This is a genomic window from Microbacterium sp. GCS4 (assembly GCF_001262495.1).
Classification (GTDB): Bacteria; Actinomycetota; Actinomycetes; order Actinomycetales; family Microbacteriaceae; genus Microbacterium.
Genome location: NZ_LGYE01000006.1, coordinates 197,996 through 214,282 on the forward strand (window position 1 = coordinate 197,996; position 16,287 = coordinate 214,282).

Sequence of the window (16,287 nt, forward strand, 5' to 3'; positions counted from 1 at the left end):
TGTGGCCGGCGGTCAGTCGGTGCGCCCCCGCCGGAACCGCACGGCCGCCGCCCCGGCGAGGAGCAGCAGGACGGCGATCCCCAGCGACCAGGGCAGCCAGGCCAGGTCACCACCGGTGCCGGGAAGCACTCCGGAGCCGTCCGTGCCGGTGCCCGATCCCGATCCCGACCCGGGAGTGCCGGGGGTCCCGGGATCGGCAGCGAGGATCCGGACCGGGGTGGATGCGACGTCCGCCGTGCCGAGCATCACGACGAGAGTGTGGTCTCCGGCGGCGACGTCCGCGGGGACCGTGCCGCGGAACGCGATCGCTCCGTCGCCGTCCGCAGCCGCCGTCCCCAGGTCGACCGGTGTCGAGCGCAGCTGGATGACGTACTCCACACCGGGTTCGAACCCGGACCCGGTGACGTCGATGCGTCCGCCGGCCGTCGGAGTGCCCTCGACGCGCACGACCGGCGCCACAGCCTCCGGGTCGACCACCACGGTTATCGGCGCGGAGAGCGCGGACCACCCGCCCGTGTTCTGCGCGCGCACCGTCACGATGTGCTCGCCGGGCTCGACCCCCGACACGGCGGCGGAGCGGGCGGATGCCTCGCTCTGCACGACACGGTCGCCCACCGCGATCTCGTAGGCGATGATCGGCGATCCGCCCGTGCTCTCGGGCGCCGACCACTGCACCTGCACGAGCGTGCCGGATGCCGTCGCCACGACGTCGTACGGGGCGGAGGCCACCGCGTCGCGTCGGACGAGCCCGACGAGTGCCGCCGCGAGCTCGTTCGCTGCGGCATCCACCTGCGCCTGGGCGACGGCCGGGGCGGCCAGCACGTCCTTCGCCGCCTCGAGCGCGGGGAGCACGGGCACCCAGCTCGTGGCCGTGTAGTCCGTGCTGGCGAGGCCGTCGGCCGCCGCGATCTGCGCCGCGAGACCACGGGTGTCGGCCGTCACCATGACGGTGCAGAGCGCGACCTCCGTGCCCCCGCCGTGGCTCACGAGCACCTGGGTGGTGCCGGGCTCGCCGGTCGCGACATCGAACTCGACGCGGCCGTCAGCGGAGACCCGAGGCTCGCCGCGGACGCTCGCCACGGACTCGTCGAGAGATGCGGCCGAGAACGTGTCCTCCGGATCGAGCGGGGAGACGGTGGCCGCGACGACCGCCGCCCCCTGCCGCCCCGCCGTCACCGGACCGGCGCACTCGAACGCGAAGCCGCCGTAGAGCTCGAACTCCCAGATGTTGAGGCCGTACTGCGTCGCCGGCACACCGGTGAGGCGCACATAGCGGGCGTCCGCCGCCGGGAACTCATGCGTGTGCGTGAGGGTCGGCTGCGCCGACTGCACCCGTACGAGCGGCTCCCAGGTCTGGCCGTCGATCGATCCCTCGATGCGGTAGTCGTTCGAGGTCCCCGACTCCCACGCGACGATCGCCTTGGACACCGATCGCGTCTCGCCGAGGTCGACCTGCAGCCAGTGCTCCGCCACGGCGCGCGCCGACGACCATTTGGTCGACGCCGACCCGTCGGTCGCCTTCGGCCCCGTGATCGTGGCGTTGTTGTTGTGCACGCTGTCGGCCGTGGTCGGACGGTTGAGCGCGAGGTTGCCGCCACCGCGGGGGATCGTCGGAGCGTCGACGACGAGTCGGTCGCCGAACACCTCGAACTCCCAGATCGACGGGCCGTAGTCGAGGGCACGGGTGAGCGTCTGCATGCGCACGAATCGGGCGCTCTGCCCGTCGAGCGTGATGACGTCGAGGCCGCCGTCGCTGCCGCCGGACGGTGTGGTGTACGCGTCTCGCCAGCTGCTGCCGTCGTCGGACAGCTGGATCCGGTAGGTCTTCGCGTACGCCGCCTCCCACCACAGCCGGACCGTGGAGACGGGCTGCACGGAGCCGAGGTCGACCTGCGACCACGCGCTGTTGGCGTTGTTGCCGCGCCACCGGGTATCCCGATCGCCGTCGGTCATCGAGTACACGAGGTTGTACCCGGCGTACCCGGAGGCGCGGCTCGGCGCGTCGATCGCGAGGTTGCGGCTCGATGACACCGTCAACTCACGGATGCCGTACGCGTCGCCGTCACCTCCGAGGAGGAGCACCCGCACGCCGATCGCCGCGGTCGGGGTGATCGGGATCTCGCTGGTGCCGCCGTCTCGCACGGCCACGCGGGAGTGGTCCGTCCAGTCGACGCCGTTCGCCGTCGTCTGCACGAGCACGTCGGTCGCGGGATCGTCGGCCCAGTCGAGCGCGACCTTCGTGACCCACGACCCTCGCGGCAGAGTCTGAGCGATCCACTGAGTGCCCGCACCCGCCGAGCGCCAGATCGAGTCGCGGTCGCCGTCGCCGAGGGCGTCGACGCCGAGGCCCTCGCGCGTGCTGCTCGCCGAGAACGCCGAGGGCACCGGCAGCGGACCCGCGGCGAGCGCCGCCGTGACCGTCTTGCCCTGGTTCTCACCGGATCCGAGCGCGAAGGCGCCATGCCAGTCGACCCCGCCGCCGCGGAGCGTCACACCGACCGAGAGGCCGGGACGATCCGGGTTGGCGATGCTGACCACGGGTGCCTCGCCGCGCTCGTCGAGCAGCACGATCGCGGGCTGGTCGACCGCGAGCTCCCGCCCGTCGCCGATGTCGAGGGCCCCGGGCGCGTAGAACGTGGCCATCGTGATGCCGGCCGCGTCGTGGCGGGCGGCCTGCACGGCGGTGTCGTTGCGCAGGGTGCGGATCGCGGGTGTCGCCGCGTAGGCCTCGACCTGCGCGGGGGTCGCGGCGGGGAGGACGGTGTAGTCGTAGGTGCCTGCGGTGGGCTTCGCGCCGTGGTCGATCCACAGCGAGAAGGCGTCGCGACTCATGGTCTCCCCGCCCTCCCAGCTGCCGGACTGCGTGCGATTCGAGACGGTGACGGCCTGATCGGGGGCGAACACGTATCCGACCTCGTCGTTGTATGCCCAGCGTGCACCGGAGGCTGTTCGCCGGTCGGTACCGGCGGCGACGGCGGCGCCGTCGAGCGAGGCGTTCGCTTTCGCCGAAGTCTGGTTGACGGTCGTGTGCACCGGCGCGTCGCTCGTAGACGCGATGCCGGCGCCGAGGGCGACCATCCCCTCGTCGAACGTGAAGTAGCTCTTGCGCGCGCTCGTCCCGGCGGTGTCGAGGGTCAGAACGCTCGCGCCGAACTCGCCGTTCGACGTGCCTCCGGTGAAGCCTGCCCCGTCGCCGTTGCGGCCGCGGTTCTCGACACCGCGCTCCGTGCGCTTCACGTCGGGCGCTGTGACGCCGGGATAGTGCCACCAGTCGAAGGCGGCGGCCAGGTCGAGGTACTCGCGGTTGTTCACCTGGATCGCGGTCGACCCCATGGCGTTCCAGTACACGGGGTTGCCGACCTCGTCACGGTAGCTCGTGCGGAGTTCCGCTCCGAACGTGCGTGAGGAGTTCAGCCGCGTGAAGATCCCGTAGTCGTCACGGATGTGGGAGTCGAACTCGGAGCGCCAGAAGTACTTGTGGCCGGTGACGCCGTTGGTCTGCGTCTCACCGAGCACGCCGTCGAGCACGTCCTGGTAGGCGGTGGAGTACAGGGCATCCGTGCGGGCCATGCGCTGCAGCGGCTCGATGAACTCCGAGGCATGGCTCGTGACGTCCTGGACCGTCTTGGGCGGTCGGTAGTTGAGGTAGAGCATCCCGATCTCGCCGCGGATCATCCACCGCGTCCCGCTGACGAAGTAGAACGCGATCTGATCGAGCTGCCCCCGGGAGAAGGCGAGGCCGGTGCCGCGTGCGACGTCCGCCCACAGTGCGGCGTAGGTGAACAGCACCATGCCGTAACCCTCGCTGTACAGCTGGGCGCCGTGCGCCCAGAAGCTCGCGTCGGGCTGCACGGCTTCGTTGACCGCGCCCGAGTGGTCGACGGCGATCGTCGCGACGATGGTCGCGAAGCCCTCGGAGATCTTCGCCGCGTCTTTGGTCGACAGCGCTTCGAACAGGTAGTTGGAGGTGCGCCACGACCCGTTGGCCCCGACGGGGTCGAGCTTGCCGGTGTTGTGCTTCAGCGCGACGGCGAACGCCTCGGGGCTCAGCACCCCGCCGAGGAACATCGAGATGCGGCCCATCGCGATGGACTCGCCGATCTCCGTCTCCCACCAGTTCGCATTCCCCGGGTTGACGCGATCCCAGTGCAACAGAGCGCGCTGCACGGCGTCCACGAGTGCGGGGTCGCCGAACCCCGCCGCGTTCGGGTCCTTGTACGCCTGGGTCAGAGCCAGCATCCGGTACAGCGCGATGTAGGCCGACCAGACGCTGCCGTTCGCCGAGCTCGTGCGATCGGCGTAGTTCACGTCCGACCACGACCCGTCCGCGTTCTGGGAGGCGACGTAATCGAGGGCCTCCGAGGTCTTCGCGAGGTAGATGCCGTTCGCGATGATGATGTCGTCGCCCTGCCCCAGGTAGTACTCCTCGAGACGCTGCACGACGGTCGCGACGTCGTCGTCGATGGCGGCGACCGCGGGGGCCGTCGCCGTCAGGGTCGACCCTCCGACGACGAGTGCGAGGAGGAGGGCGAGCAGTCCGGTGACGCGTCTCATGGCGAGGCTCCTTTGCCGATGCACCGCGGGTCTGTCGTCGCGGGGCGGATGAGGCCGGAGCCTCGGGTGCTGCGGTGGGCGGTCCGTGGATACGGCCCGCGGTCCGGGGTGCGCGCGGACGCGCACCCCGGACGATCGGCGGGGGCTGCCGATCGGAGGACCGACCGTGGGCGGGTCGGTCGGGGGTCAGTCCTGGGCGATCAGGGCGTCGATCTTGTCGGCGGCGGTCGAGAACTCGTCTTCGAGGTCGCCCTCACCCGCCTGGACGGCCTTGCCCCACGTGTCGCGGAAGGTCTGCCACATCTCCGTCGCGTCCGCGATGTTGGGGACGTCGACCGTGAGCGGCACGGATGCCGAGAACGTGGCCAGCACCGGGTCGCCGGCGAGGAAGTCGCCGGCGATCTCGTCGACGTCTCCGCGCACCGGGAACTGACCGGTGGTCTCCAGCAGAGCGAGGTCGTTGTCGGCGTTCATCGAGAACTTCGCGAAGTCCCACGCGGTCTGCTTGTTCTCGCAGGACGTGTACAGGCCGACGTTCTTCGAGTCGCCGAAGGTGTAGGTCTCATCGGCGGCGGTGCCGTCGGCCGTGGGGAGGGGCACGATGCCGAAGTCGACCTTGCCGTCGAACGCCGCGGCGCCCCAGGGGCCGGCGATGCCCATGGCCGACACCCCGTCGGCGAACGGGCCGGCCCAGGCGTCGCCGCTGTACGCCTCCGCCGAGGAGTAGCCCTCGGCGTACATCGTCTTCCAGAACTCGAGGGTCTCGAGTCCCTCCTCGCTCGTGAACGCGGCCGCACCGTCGCTCACGAGCTGGGTGCCGCCCGAGTTGGCGAGGAAGAACGGGTAGAAGTCGAACAGAGAGTTCGTGTAGTCGCCGGAGGCGGGCGGGTAGAGCGAGTAGTCCGCGGCACCGGAGTCCTTGATCGCCGCGGCGGCCGCGAGCACGTCGTCGTACGTCGCCAGCTGCGGGTTCTCGGGATCGAGGCCGGCTGCGGCGAACGCCTCCTTGTTGTAGTAGAGCATGAAGGGGTTCGCCTTCCACGGCACCTGGTACAGGTCGCCGTCCGGCGAGCGGAAGCCGTCGGCCGCAGCGCCGGAGCGCTCGCTCACGAAGTCCTCGCCGTCGTCGAAGGTCTTCGAGATGTTCACGAGCCCTCCCTGCTTCTGGAAGGCGGGGACGGCGGCCGGCGCGGTGTTGTAGACGAGGCACGGCGTGTTGCCGGCGGTGATCGCCGCGCCGATCGCGTCTTCCGACGACTTGCCGGAGGGGATCGCCGCTGCCTTGACCTGCTCGTCGGGGTGGTCGGCGTTCCAGGCCTCGACCACGGCCTCGGCCCAGGCGATCTCCTGCTCGTTCGTCGAGTACCAGATCGTGATCGGACCGGATGTGAGCTCATCCCCGCCGGACCCGGCTCCCCCGGCTGTGCCGCAGGCGGCGAGGGGGAGGGCGAGGGCTGCGAGAGCGAGGACACCTGCATGACGCTTCATTGCGAACTCCTTCGTTCGAGTGTCCGATCGCGGACGCCCGTGCTGTGGTCATGGCGGTCTTCGGGGACCGACCCTCGTAGTAAACCGGTTTTTATTCAAACTGTCAAACATGCAGACCTTGTCTCGCAATGTCAGCGATTTTGGGACTTTCACTGACCGACCAGTAACTAAACTCACTAAACCACCTCGCCGGAGATTCTCCTGGCACGTCCGCGTTCCGTGACAGCATCCGCCGATCGTGACAGCCTGGCGGTGTGCCGACGACCGACCCGCTGCCCGACCGCCCCGCGCCCGACAACCCCACCGGCAAGCTCGTGCTGCTCCGCCACGGCGAGACCGAGTGGTCGAAGACCGGCCGGCACACCGGCCTCACCGACATCCCGCTGACCGCTCGCGGGGAGGACCTCGCCCGCGGTGCCGGGCGCCTCGTCGCTGACTACGACTTCTCGCTCGTGCTCACCTCACCCCTCGAGCGCGCGCGGCGCACGGCGGAGCTCGCGGGACTGCACGCCCAGGTCGATCCACTGCTCGTCGAGTGGGACTACGGCGGGTACGAGGGTCGCACGACCAAGGACATCCGTGCCAAACTGGGCTACGACTGGAGCGCGTTCACGCACGGCGTCGTCCGTGGCGAGACCCCCGGCGAGACCGTGGAGGAGGTCGCGGCTCGCGCATCGCGCGTGCTGACCCGAGTCCTGCCCGCGCTCGTCGACGGAGACGTGGCTCTGGTCGCGCACGGCCACTTCCTCCGCATCCTCACTGCTGTGTATCTGCGGCTCGCACCGCGTTTCGGCGCGCAGATCTCTCTCGACGCCGGGTCGGTCTCGGTGCTGAGCTTCTACCGCGAGCAGCCGGCGATCCTGTCCTGGAACTACGGGCTCGAGCTTCCTCTGGCGCCCTCGGAGTCCTGACCCGCGAACCCGGTGCGCGATGTCGCCTCCCCGGAGTAGCGTGCCGGTCATGACGATGTCGACGAAGACGACGGACTGGCTGCTCGACGGCGACCCCGCGGTGCGCTGGCAGGTCGAGCGCGACCTGCTCGGGGCCCCGGATGCCGTGTGGCAGGCGACCCGCGCACGGGTCGCGACCGAGGGGTTCGGTGCTGCGCTGCTCGCGGCACAGGATCCCGATGGGCAGTGGGCGGGAGGCGCGCACTTCCCCGCGGGGTTCTTCGACACCGCCGAGGCGCAGGGCGCGACGCAGCCGTGGACGGCGACCTCGTGGTCGCTCAATCAGCTGCGCGAGTGGGGCGTCGACGCCGGGGCCCTCGGCGACACGGCGGAGCGCCTCGACCGGAACTGCCGGTGGGAGTACGACGACATGCCGTTCTGGGGCGGCGAGGTCGACGTGTGCATCAACGCGTTCACGCTCGCGAACGGCGCCTGGCTCGGGGCAGACGTCTCACGGCTGGTCGCGTGGTTCCCCGAGCACCGGCTGGCCGACGGCGGATGGAACTGCGAGGCGGAGGAGGGCGACTCGGTGCGCTCGTCGTTCCACTCGACGCTCAACGCGCTGCGCGGGATGCTGTCGTACGAGGTCTCAACAGGCGATACGTCGCTGCGCGAGGCGCGGCATGCGGGCGAGGAGTACCTGCTGCGACGACGCCTGCTGTACCGCGAATCGACGGGTGAGCGGGTCGGCGGCTTCGTCGAGCACTTCGTCTATCCCGCGCGCCACCAGTACAGCGCGCTGACCGCTCTCGACCATCTCCGCGAGGCGGCGATCGTCGACGGCACCGAGCCCGACGAGCGGATCTCGGATGCCGTGGAACTGGTGCGCGCCGCGCGGCGACCGGACGGCACGTGGATGCAGGGGGCTCCTCTCGCAGGGCGCACCTGGTTCGATGTGGACGCCCCCGAGGGCGAGCCGTCGCGGTGGCTCACCCTGATCGGCACGCGCGTGCTCGACTGGGTGGATCGCAGCTAGCGGGCGTCCGTGGCGGGGCCATCGGCGAACGGGCCGGGAGCCTTCGCCTCCTCTTTCGATCCACCGCCGGCACCCCACACCGGTCCGAACAGCAACCAGAGCCCGACCACGACCCATGCGCGCCCGATCCACCACCACAGGGTCTCGGCGGCGCCGGCATCCTTCGCCATCACCATCAGCAGCAGGTAGGCGCCCGAAGCGATCACGGCGGCGGTGACGACGCGATACCACTCCTTCCAGAGCGCCGCCTGCTTGGCTGCCCGACCCGCGGGCTTGATCGGGGCGGGCGCGCCGGCGAACCGGTGCGCGAAGCGAGCATCGGCCCAGCGCACGATCGCGGGACCGAACGCCACCGAGAATCCGAGGTAGATTCCGGCGAGCCCGTGTGTGAGGTCGACGGGTGAGCCGTTCAGCAGGTCGATCGCCGTGGCCACCACCAGCACGACATCGAGCAACGGGATCAGCACGAGCACGAATCCGCCCAGGCGCTTCCGTCTGGCCGGGTAGCGCAGCAGCAACCCCGCGCCGAGCAGCACCCACAGGCCGATCTCGCAGAGCACGATCACCGCGGCGATGGGATGGGCGTGCAGGAACTGTACGGGCGTCATGATCCTCCTTGGTAGCACGGTCGGGCTAACAAGCCGCTAAGCTAGCACAGTTGAGCTAAATTGGGAGCATGCCCCGTCTCATCGATCACCGCGAGCGCGAGAAGCAGATCGCCGCCGCGGTCTGGCGGATCGTGCTCGCAGACGGAGTCAGCGCCGTCTCACTCCGCACCGTGGCGGGGGAGTCCGGCCTCGTGGTCGGCTCGATACGGCACGTCTTCCCCACCAAGGCGGATCTGCTCGAGTTCGCGATGCGCCTCGTTCACGAGCGGGCCGCCGCGCGCATCACTCCGCATCTCGACGGCGCCGACCCCGTCCTATCGACCGTCGAGGCCATCAACGAGCTGCTGCCCCTCGACGACGAGCGGACCGTGGAGATCCGCGTGCATCTCGCCCTGACCGCAGAGGCGCCCCGCCACGCTCAGCTCGCCGCCCTCGCCGACTCCGCGCACGACGACATCGCGGGACTGTGTCGCCTGCTGCTGCGGCGACTGATGGACGCTGGCGCCCTCCGTGGCGAGATCGTGGTCGACGACGAAGCCCGGTACCTCCAGGCGGTGATCGACGGGGTCGCGCTGCACGGGTCACGTGGCGAACTCAGCCCGACGCAGCAGACCTCGGTGATTCGTACGCACCTGCGCCGTCTCGGGCTCCCGGCCTGACGGCGGGTACGCCGCGCGGGCGACCCGAGATCAGCCGACCCGTCGCAGCGACACCGCATAGATCGTCGGGTCGCCCTGCAGATCGAGGACGACCTCCAGCCCCGTCCCCGTCGTCATCATGTCGAACGCGATGGTCGCGTTCGAGCACTGCGTCGGCTGCGCTGAGAGCCCGGCATCCAGGTCGCCTCCGGATGCCGAGATCGTGCCATCGCCCCGGCACGCGATCTGCGCCTGATAGGTTCCCGGCTCGAGTGACTGGAACTGCGACACGTAGTTCGCGGAGGATGCGTCGCTCAGCCACCCCGAGAGCGAGCCGACGTATCCCTCGGTGCCCGACCCGGGAACGGCGGTCTCGGCCCATTTCGGGATCTCATCCACGGGGATGGGGAGCTTCGCCTCGGCCGCAGCGACCTCCGCCGCGTCGGGTGCGGGCGTGGGCGTGGGTGCGGGCGTGGGCGTGGCGGATGCCGACGGGGTCGCGTCGCGACCGGCATCCGTCGTCGCTGTGCATCCGCTCACCGCCAGCCCCACCGCGAGGATCAGTCCGACCGTCGTCATTCGTCTGCCGTCCATGACCTCCACGCTACGGACGCCTCGAGTGAGCGCAACCCCCGGCGCACAGATCCAGCATCCTGGTATTCGACACGCCGGTCTTTTGAATCACTCAAAATAAGAGGTAGGGTCGGAGACATGGACACCACACTCGAGTCGGCGCTTCGCGGCGCTGGACTCAAGGCGACCGCGGGCCGCGTCGCCGTTCTCGAGGCGATGGAGTCCATGGCCCATACGGATGCGGAGCGCGTGTTCCGCGCGGTTTCCGAAGTGCTGCCGACCACGTCGATCCAGTCGGTGCACAACATCCTCGCGGACCTGACGACGGCGGGCCTGCTCCGCCGGATCGAACCGGCAGGTTCCGCGGCGCTCTACGAGCGGCGAACCGGCGACAACCACCACCACGTGGTCTGCACCCAGTGCGGTGCGATCGGCGACGTGGACTGCGTTGTCGGCGAAGCGCCGTGCCTCACCCCGTCTTCGGCCGGGGGATTCACCGTCCAGACAGCCGAAGTCACCTTCTGGGGCGTCTGCCCCAGTTGCCAGAACGCCGCGTAGGCGTGTCCGCCGACCGCACCCGGTATCCCGGGGGTGTTCGTCGCGCCCGCGCGCAGAAGGAGAAGAACATGACGAAACCATCGACCACGACGCAGACCGGAACCCCGGCGCCGAGCGACGCGCACTCCCTCACGGTCGGAGCCGACGGCCCCACCGTCCTGCACGACCGCTACCTCGTCGAGAAGCTCGCCTCGTTCAACCGTGAGCGCGTGCCGGAGCGCAACCCGCACGCCAAGGGCGGCGGCGCGTTCGGAACCTTCACCGTCACGGAGGACGTCTCCGCGTACACCCGTGCGTCGGTCTTCCAGCCGGGCGCGACCAGCGAGACGCTGCTGCGCTTCTCCTCCGTCGCCGGCGAGCAGGGCTCCCCCGACACCTGGCGCGATGTGCGCGGCTTCTCGCTGCGTTTCTACACGACCGACGGCAACCTCGACATCGTCGGCAACAACACCCCGACGTTCTTCATCCGCGATGCGATGAAGTTCCCCGATTTCATCCACTCGCAGAAGCGACTCGGCGACTCGGGTCTGCGCGACGCCGACATGCAGTGGGACTTCTGGACCCTCTCCCCCGAGTCCGCGCACCAGGTCACCTACCTCATGGGAGACCGCGGGCTGCCGCGCAGCTGGCGGCACATGAACGGCTACGGCTCGCACACGTACCAGTGGGTCAACGCCGCAGGCGAGCGCTTCTGGGTGCAGTACCACTTCCTGTCGAAGCAGGGCGTCGAGGCGATGCACGCCGACGAGGCCGAGAAGCTCGCCGGCTCGGATGCCGACCACTACCGTCGGGACCTGTTCGACGCGATCGCGCGCGAGGAGTTCCCGTCCTGGGACGTCTTCGTGCAGATCATGCCGTACGAGGAGGCCAAGTCCTACCGCTTCAACCCCTTCGACCTCACCAAGACGTGGTCGAAGAAGGACTACCCGCGCATCAAGGTCGGCACGTTCACGCTGAACCGCAACCCGCAGAACTTCTTCGCCGAGATCGAGCAGGCGGCGTTCTCGCCCGGCAACCAGGTGCCCGGCACCGGCATCTCGCCCGACAAGATGCTGATGGCGCGCGTCTTCGCCTACCCCGACGCGCAGCGCCACCGCGTGGGCACGAACTACAACCAGCTGCCCGTGAATCAGCCGCATGCGGCCGAGGTGCGCAACTACATGCACGAGGGCAACATGCAGTACCGCTTCAACCCGGCCGAGCACCGCGTGTACACGCCGAACTCGTACGGTGCGGCCGGAGGCCCTGAGGCCGATCCGCTGGCGGGCGTCGAGGCGAGCTGGGAGTCGGATGGCGAGCTCATCCGCACGGCCGCGACGCTGCACCTCGACGACGACGACTTCGGTCAGGCGGGGACGCTCTACCGCACGGTCTTCGACGACGAGCAGCGCGCCCGGTTCCTCGACACCCTGACCGGTCAGGGCCAGGGCCTCACGGTCGACGCGATCCGCGAGCGGTTCTTCCAGTACTGGACGAACGTGGATGCCGAGCTCGGCGAGGCGCTCCGCGCCCGCTTCTGACCGCATCCTCACGAGAAGCACCCGCCTCGATATCCGGGGCGGGTGCTTTCGTCTGTAGTTGGGGCTACTCGTCGTCGGATCGTCCCAGCCGCTTCAGAAGCTTTCGACGACCGCGATGCAGTCTCCACCAGCTGAAGGTCGTCCGCAGCTGCAACCTCCCCAGATCATCGAGCCCTGGGAGGTCGCGTTCGCGCAGCTCCTGCGCGATCGCCTCCTGGTTGTCCTTCCCCAGGTGCTCGATCATCGCGAACGCCTCGCGGACGGGCCCGGACGACAGCGGATGCTCGGCGATCCGCGCTTCCACTGCGGCCAGTCTGTCTTCGTCATGAAGCCTGCTCATCCTCACCGACTACTTTCCGAGCGCGCACGCGAGCGCCGCACGCCCGAGACCACCCCAGATCGTTCCGCTCGCGAAGGCGGCGACGATCTGAGGCCCGTTGAGACCGAGCCCGAGCAGGCATCGGAGTACCCAAGGCGCGAGGAAGATCGGGTCCGCGACGACCGGATATGCGACGTCAGATCCGATATGGGTGACGACCTGGGTCAGTACGTTCTCCGATACGTCGTACGACGTAGGAACGTGCGCACCATTGGCATCTCTCGAGCTTTGTGCCCCGGTGTAGACGATGGCTCCTTCGTCCAGTTGCACAGCCTCCTCGGCGTGCCGCGCATACGGAAGGTGAATCGAGAGCGTCTCATCCGACCAACCGGTGAGATGCAGGGCGTCACCCGGATCGATTGGTAGTTCAACCGCGCCCGCCCCCGTGTCCACCTGCACGCCGACCACGGGCTTGTCAGCTGCCTCGTTGATCGTCGAGAGAATCAGGCGAGGCTCAATGGCTTCGACGTTTTCCAGTGCGGCAGCTGCGGCGTCCGCCGTCGAGTTCGCCCCGGCGACGCTCCTTTGGTCGCTCTTCAGGGTCGACGCGGGCTGGGCGGACGGGGGGACGACCATCGCCAAGACGAGCATTGTGATCGGGAGGGCTGATTGCGAGAAGCGCCTGGGTTTCATCGAATCTCCTGTCGGTCAGTAGCGCCCACGGTAAAGGGAAAGGATTCGCTCGCATGCGATATGCCGATACAGACCAGATGGGGCCCCACGGGTCCGACTCCGCACCTCGCGGACGGTCTCAGGGCGGGAGCCTGAGCCTGCGAGCATCGAGGAGAATGGATGCCGTGGCCGTGCCTCTCTCCGATCTGACCCAGATGCCCGAACCGCAGCAGGTGTACGCCGCAGACGGCACCCGCCTCGCGACCTACACGTGGGGGGAACTCGACGATCCCGTCGTGGTCGTCGTGCACGGTTTCGCGTCGAGCGCCCGTGACACCTGGGTGCTCACAGGCTGGGTGCGGCAGCTCACACAGGCCGGGTATCGAGTGCTCGCCGTCGACCAGCGTGGCCATGGGCTGAGCGAGAAACCGCATCAGGCCGATCAGTACGGCATCCGCACCCTCGCGACCGACGTCGAGACCGTCATGGACGCGTACCTCGTCGACGACGCGTTCTATCTCGGCTATTCGCTGGGCGCCCGCGTGGGCTGGGAGGTCGTGCGCGACCTCCCGCAGCGGATCGGTCGGGCGGTGCTGGGCGGCGTGCCCGACGGCATCCCCCTCGCCCGCCTCGATCTCGACCAGGTGCGCAGGTATCTCGAGGACGGCACGCCCGTCGCCGATCCGACGACCCAGAACTACATCACGCTGACCGAGCGCGTGCCGGGCAACGATCTGCGCGCGCTCGTGGCGCTCGCGGAGGGGCTGCGGTCGTCGCGGATGATCGATCCCGATCCGTCGAACGCCCCCGAGGCTCCGATCCTGTTCGCGACCGGGTCGAAGGACGCGATCATCGAGGGCTCGCGCGCACTGGCCGAGGCCGCACCGCAGGGTCGCTTCTTCGAGATCCCCGACCGCAACCATTTCAACGCCCCCGGATCCCGCGCGTTCAAGGAGGCGGCGCTGGCGTTCCTCGCAGAGAAATAGGCACGAAGAAGCCCCCGCCTCGGACGACGGGGGCTTGTTCGTGTGATCAGACCGCGGTGCTCTCCCGCTTGGGCAGCACCCATCCCGCGCGCGGGAAGTGGCAGGTGTAGCCGTTGGGGTACTTGATCAGGTAGTCCTGGTGCTCCTCTTCGGCCTGCCAGAACGGTCCCTCGGGCTCGATCGTCGTGACGGCCTTGGCGGGCCACAGACCGGAGGCGTCGACGTCGGCGATCGTGTCGCGGGCGACGGTCTCCTGCTCGGGGCTGAGCGGGAAGATCGCCGAACGGTAGCTCGACCCGATGTCGTTGCCCTGGCGGTTCAGGGTCGACGGGTCGTGGATCTGGAAGAAGAACGCGAGGATGTCGCGGTACGACGTCTTGGTCGGGTCGAAGACGATCTCAACGGCCTCCGCGTGCCCCGGGTGGTTGCGGTAGGTGGCGTGATCGTTCTGACCGCCGGTGTAGCCGACTCGGGTGTCGAGCACGCCGGGCTGGCGGCGGATGAGGTCTTCCATGCCCCAGAAGCAGCCGCCGGCGAGGACCGCGGTCTCGGTTCCGGGGGTGCGGGTGATGGTTCCGGTGTCGGTCATGACTGCTCCTCGGTGTCGGGGGTGGTGCCGGGCGTGGTGGCGTCCGGGCTGGTGAAGAGGGTGCTGTAGCGACCGTACCCCTCTTCCTCGAGCCGGTCGGCCGGGATGAAGCGCAGAGCGGCGGAGTTCATGCAGTAGCGCAGGCCTCCCTCAGCCCGCGGTCCGTCGTCGAAGACGTGTCCGAGATGGCTGTCGGCCCCGGTCGAGCGCGCCTCCGTGCGGGTCATCCAGAGTGTGCGATCGGTGCGGGTCGTGACGGCCTCGGCGTCGATCGGGCGGGTGAAGCTCGGCCATCCGGTGCCGCTGTCGAACTTGTCCGTGGACGAGAACAGCGGCTGTCCTGAGACGACGTCGACGTAGATGCCGTCGTCATGGTTGTTCCAGTAGGCGTTGCGGAAGGGCGGTTCGGTGGCGTCCTGCTGCGTCACCTCGTACTGCAGGGTGGTGAGGTCGCTGACCGCCTCGGTGGTCTTGCGGTAGTCGTTCGACATGATCCGTCTCCTTGTCCGACGCGGCTGGCTGCGGCGTCATAGAGAAGAACAGAGGGGATGCTGGATTTGGTCCCGCTCCGCTGGGAACGGGCTGTGAGTTTCGGCGGACTCGATAGAGTGTCTCGTCTGCAGACAGCTGGTCTGCACTTTCACTCCGGGGGAGAACGCACATGTCGGTGGGACTGCTCGCGGTCGTCGATGACATCCTCAGCGCGGCGATGAAGGCCTCGGCGAAGGCGGCGGGGGTCGTGATCGACGATGCCGCCGTGACGCCGCAGTACGTGCAGGGCATCACTCCGGCGCGGGAGCTGCCGGTGGTGGCGAAGATCGCGCTCGGCTCGCTGGCGAACAAGTTCGTCATCATCATCCCGATCGCGCTGCTGCTCACGGCTTTCGCGCCGTGGGTGCTGCCGTTCCTGCTGATCCTCGGCGGAGCGTACCTGTGCTTCGAGGGCGCCGAGAAGGTGCTCGAGTGGTTCGGCGTGCAGCACGGCCATGCCGATGAGGGTGCGCGCGACGAGCGGAAGCTCGTGTTCGGCGCGGTGCGGACGGACCTGATCCTCTCGACTGAGATCATGCTCATCTCGCTCGCGAACCTCGAGGCGGGGCTCGACATCTGGACGACGCTCGCGGTCCTCGCGGTGATCGCGTTGCTGATGACGGGCGTCGTGTACGGCGCGGTGGCCCTGCTCGTGAAGATCGACGACATCGGATTGCGGATGGCGAAGAGCCCTGAGCGTCGCGTGCGGCACACGGGGACGCGCATCGTGCGGTCGATGCCGGCGGTGTTCCGTTTCATCAGCATCCTCGGTACCGTCGCGATGCTGTGGGTCGGCGGTCATCTGCTGCTCGTGAACCTCGGCGAGGTGGGTGTGCATTTCGGCGCAGACATCCTGCATGCGATCGAGCACGCTCTGGAGCCTGCGGGCGGCGTCATCGTCTGGATCGGTGACACGCTGTTCTCGGCGATCGCCGGACTCGTCGCGGGCCTCGTGATCGTCGGGGTGGTGCTCGGCATCGCGAAGCTGTTCGGCAAGAAGCCGAGCTTCCACGAGGGCGAGGAATCCCCCGCCGACGTGCACGTCTGAGCGCTGACCCACTGTCAGGCGCTCAGGCGGCAATGTCGTAGCGGGCTCGTCCGCCAAGGCGTGGGGTGCGTGCGGGGTCGACGGACGCCGGTGGGATCAACCACACCCGCGCGGCCACCCCTCTGCCCTCGATGCGGATCTCCCACCCGTTGTCGTGTATCCGGTGGTGACACGATTCGCACAGCAGTACCCCGTTGTCCAGGTCTGTGGGTCCGGTGTCGCGGTGCCACCATCGCAGGTGGTGGGCTTTGGTCATCTGGGGTGGGAGTCCGCACAT

Annotated in this window: 16 protein-coding genes; 7 read left to right on the plus strand and 9 right to left on the minus strand. The window is 69.0% G+C overall.

From position 1 onward, the window contains the following. Positions 1-12: 12 nt before the first annotated feature. Both AKH00_RS17735 and AKH00_RS17430 read right to left on the minus strand, forming a co-directional pair. On the minus strand, positions 13-4,554 hold the full coding sequence (locus AKH00_RS17735) for a galactose-binding domain-containing protein (protein ID WP_082297724.1): 4,542 nt from the start codon (positions 4,552-4,554) through the stop codon (positions 13-15). 186 nt (positions 4,555-4,740) lie between these two features. After that, entirely contained in the window at positions 4,741-6,042 is a 1,302-nt protein-coding gene (locus AKH00_RS17430; RefSeq protein WP_050724030.1) for an ABC transporter substrate-binding protein, read from the minus strand. Positions 6,043-6,296: 254 nt separating this feature from the next. On the opposite strand from AKH00_RS17430, the gene AKH00_RS17435 reads away from it, so the two are divergent. After that, positions 6,297-6,953 carry a histidine phosphatase family protein gene (locus AKH00_RS17435; RefSeq protein ID WP_235556821.1) on the plus strand — a complete coding sequence of 219 codons (657 nt, stop codon included), beginning with the start codon at positions 6,297-6,299 and terminating at the stop codon, positions 6,951-6,953. A 49-nt stretch (positions 6,954-7,002) separates the two neighbouring features. Then, on the plus strand, positions 7,003-7,968 hold the full coding sequence (locus AKH00_RS17440) for a hypothetical protein (RefSeq protein WP_050724031.1): 966 nt from the start codon (positions 7,003-7,005) through the stop codon (positions 7,966-7,968). On the opposite strand, the gene AKH00_RS17445 is transcribed toward AKH00_RS17440, so the two are convergent. Further along, complete coding sequence (locus AKH00_RS17445; protein ID WP_082297725.1) at positions 7,965-8,576, minus strand: hypothetical protein; 612 nt, start codon at positions 8,574-8,576, stop codon at positions 7,965-7,967. The genes AKH00_RS17440 and AKH00_RS17445 overlap by 4 nt on opposite strands. A gap of 68 nt (positions 8,577-8,644) precedes the next feature. On the opposite strand from AKH00_RS17445, the gene AKH00_RS17450 reads away from it, so the two are divergent. After that, positions 8,645-9,235 (plus strand): TetR/AcrR family transcriptional regulator, encoded by a 591-nt coding sequence (locus tag AKH00_RS17450; protein ID WP_050724032.1) that lies wholly within the window; start codon positions 8,645-8,647, stop codon positions 9,233-9,235. Positions 9,236-9,265: 30 nt separating this feature from the next. On the opposite strand, the gene AKH00_RS18045 is transcribed toward AKH00_RS17450, so the two are convergent. After that, positions 9,266-9,808 carry a hypothetical protein gene (locus tag AKH00_RS18045; protein ID WP_161804411.1) on the minus strand — a complete coding sequence of 181 codons (543 nt, stop codon included), beginning with the start codon at positions 9,806-9,808 and terminating at the stop codon, positions 9,266-9,268. Between the two features lie 117 nt (positions 9,809-9,925). Between AKH00_RS18045 and AKH00_RS17460 the strand changes: the two genes are divergently transcribed. Next, positions 9,926-10,345 carry a Fur family transcriptional regulator gene (locus AKH00_RS17460; RefSeq protein ID WP_050724034.1) on the plus strand — a complete coding sequence of 140 codons (420 nt, stop codon included), beginning with the start codon at positions 9,926-9,928 and terminating at the stop codon, positions 10,343-10,345. A 68-nt stretch (positions 10,346-10,413) separates the two neighbouring features. Further along, positions 10,414-11,865 carry a catalase gene (locus AKH00_RS17465; protein ID WP_050724035.1) on the plus strand — a complete coding sequence of 484 codons (1,452 nt, stop codon included), beginning with the start codon at positions 10,414-10,416 and terminating at the stop codon, positions 11,863-11,865. A 64-nt stretch (positions 11,866-11,929) separates the two neighbouring features. Here AKH00_RS17465 and AKH00_RS17470 read toward each other — a convergent pair whose 3' ends face one another. Beyond that, the gene (locus tag AKH00_RS17470) at positions 11,930-12,169 is read right to left on the minus strand and encodes a hypothetical protein (RefSeq protein ID WP_050724036.1); all 240 of its coding nucleotides are present in this window, start codon (positions 12,167-12,169) and stop codon (positions 11,930-11,932) included. Between the two features lie 45 nt (positions 12,170-12,214). Then, a complete protein-coding gene (locus AKH00_RS17475) occupies positions 12,215-12,877 on the minus strand; it encodes a hypothetical protein (protein ID WP_050724037.1) in 663 nt (220 codons plus the stop codon). A 155-nt stretch (positions 12,878-13,032) separates the two neighbouring features. Between AKH00_RS17475 and AKH00_RS17480 the strand changes: the two genes are divergently transcribed. Further along, positions 13,033-13,842, plus strand: a complete 810-nt coding sequence (locus tag AKH00_RS17480) for an alpha/beta fold hydrolase (protein ID WP_050724038.1) — start codon at positions 13,033-13,035, stop codon at positions 13,840-13,842. A gap of 46 nt (positions 13,843-13,888) precedes the next feature. On the opposite strand, the gene msrA is transcribed toward AKH00_RS17480, so the two are convergent. Further along, a complete protein-coding gene (gene msrA / locus AKH00_RS17485) occupies positions 13,889-14,431 on the minus strand; it encodes a peptide-methionine (S)-S-oxide reductase MsrA (RefSeq protein ID WP_050724039.1) in 543 nt (180 codons plus the stop codon). Then, a complete protein-coding gene (msrB, locus tag AKH00_RS17490; protein WP_050724040.1) occupies positions 14,428-14,922 on the minus strand; it encodes a peptide-methionine (R)-S-oxide reductase MsrB in 495 nt (164 codons plus the stop codon). The genes msrA and msrB overlap by 4 nt, the downstream gene beginning before the upstream one ends. Positions 14,923-15,092: 170 nt before the next feature. On the opposite strand from msrB, the gene AKH00_RS17495 reads away from it, so the two are divergent. After that, positions 15,093-16,010, plus strand: a complete 918-nt coding sequence (locus tag AKH00_RS17495) for a DUF808 domain-containing protein (protein WP_050724041.1) — start codon at positions 15,093-15,095, stop codon at positions 16,008-16,010. Positions 16,011-16,032: 22 nt separating this feature from the next. On the opposite strand, the gene AKH00_RS17740 is transcribed toward AKH00_RS17495, so the two are convergent. Continuing rightward, positions 16,033-16,287, minus strand: coding sequence for an HNH endonuclease (locus AKH00_RS17740; RefSeq protein WP_082297726.1), 255 nt, complete (start codon positions 16,285-16,287; stop codon positions 16,033-16,035).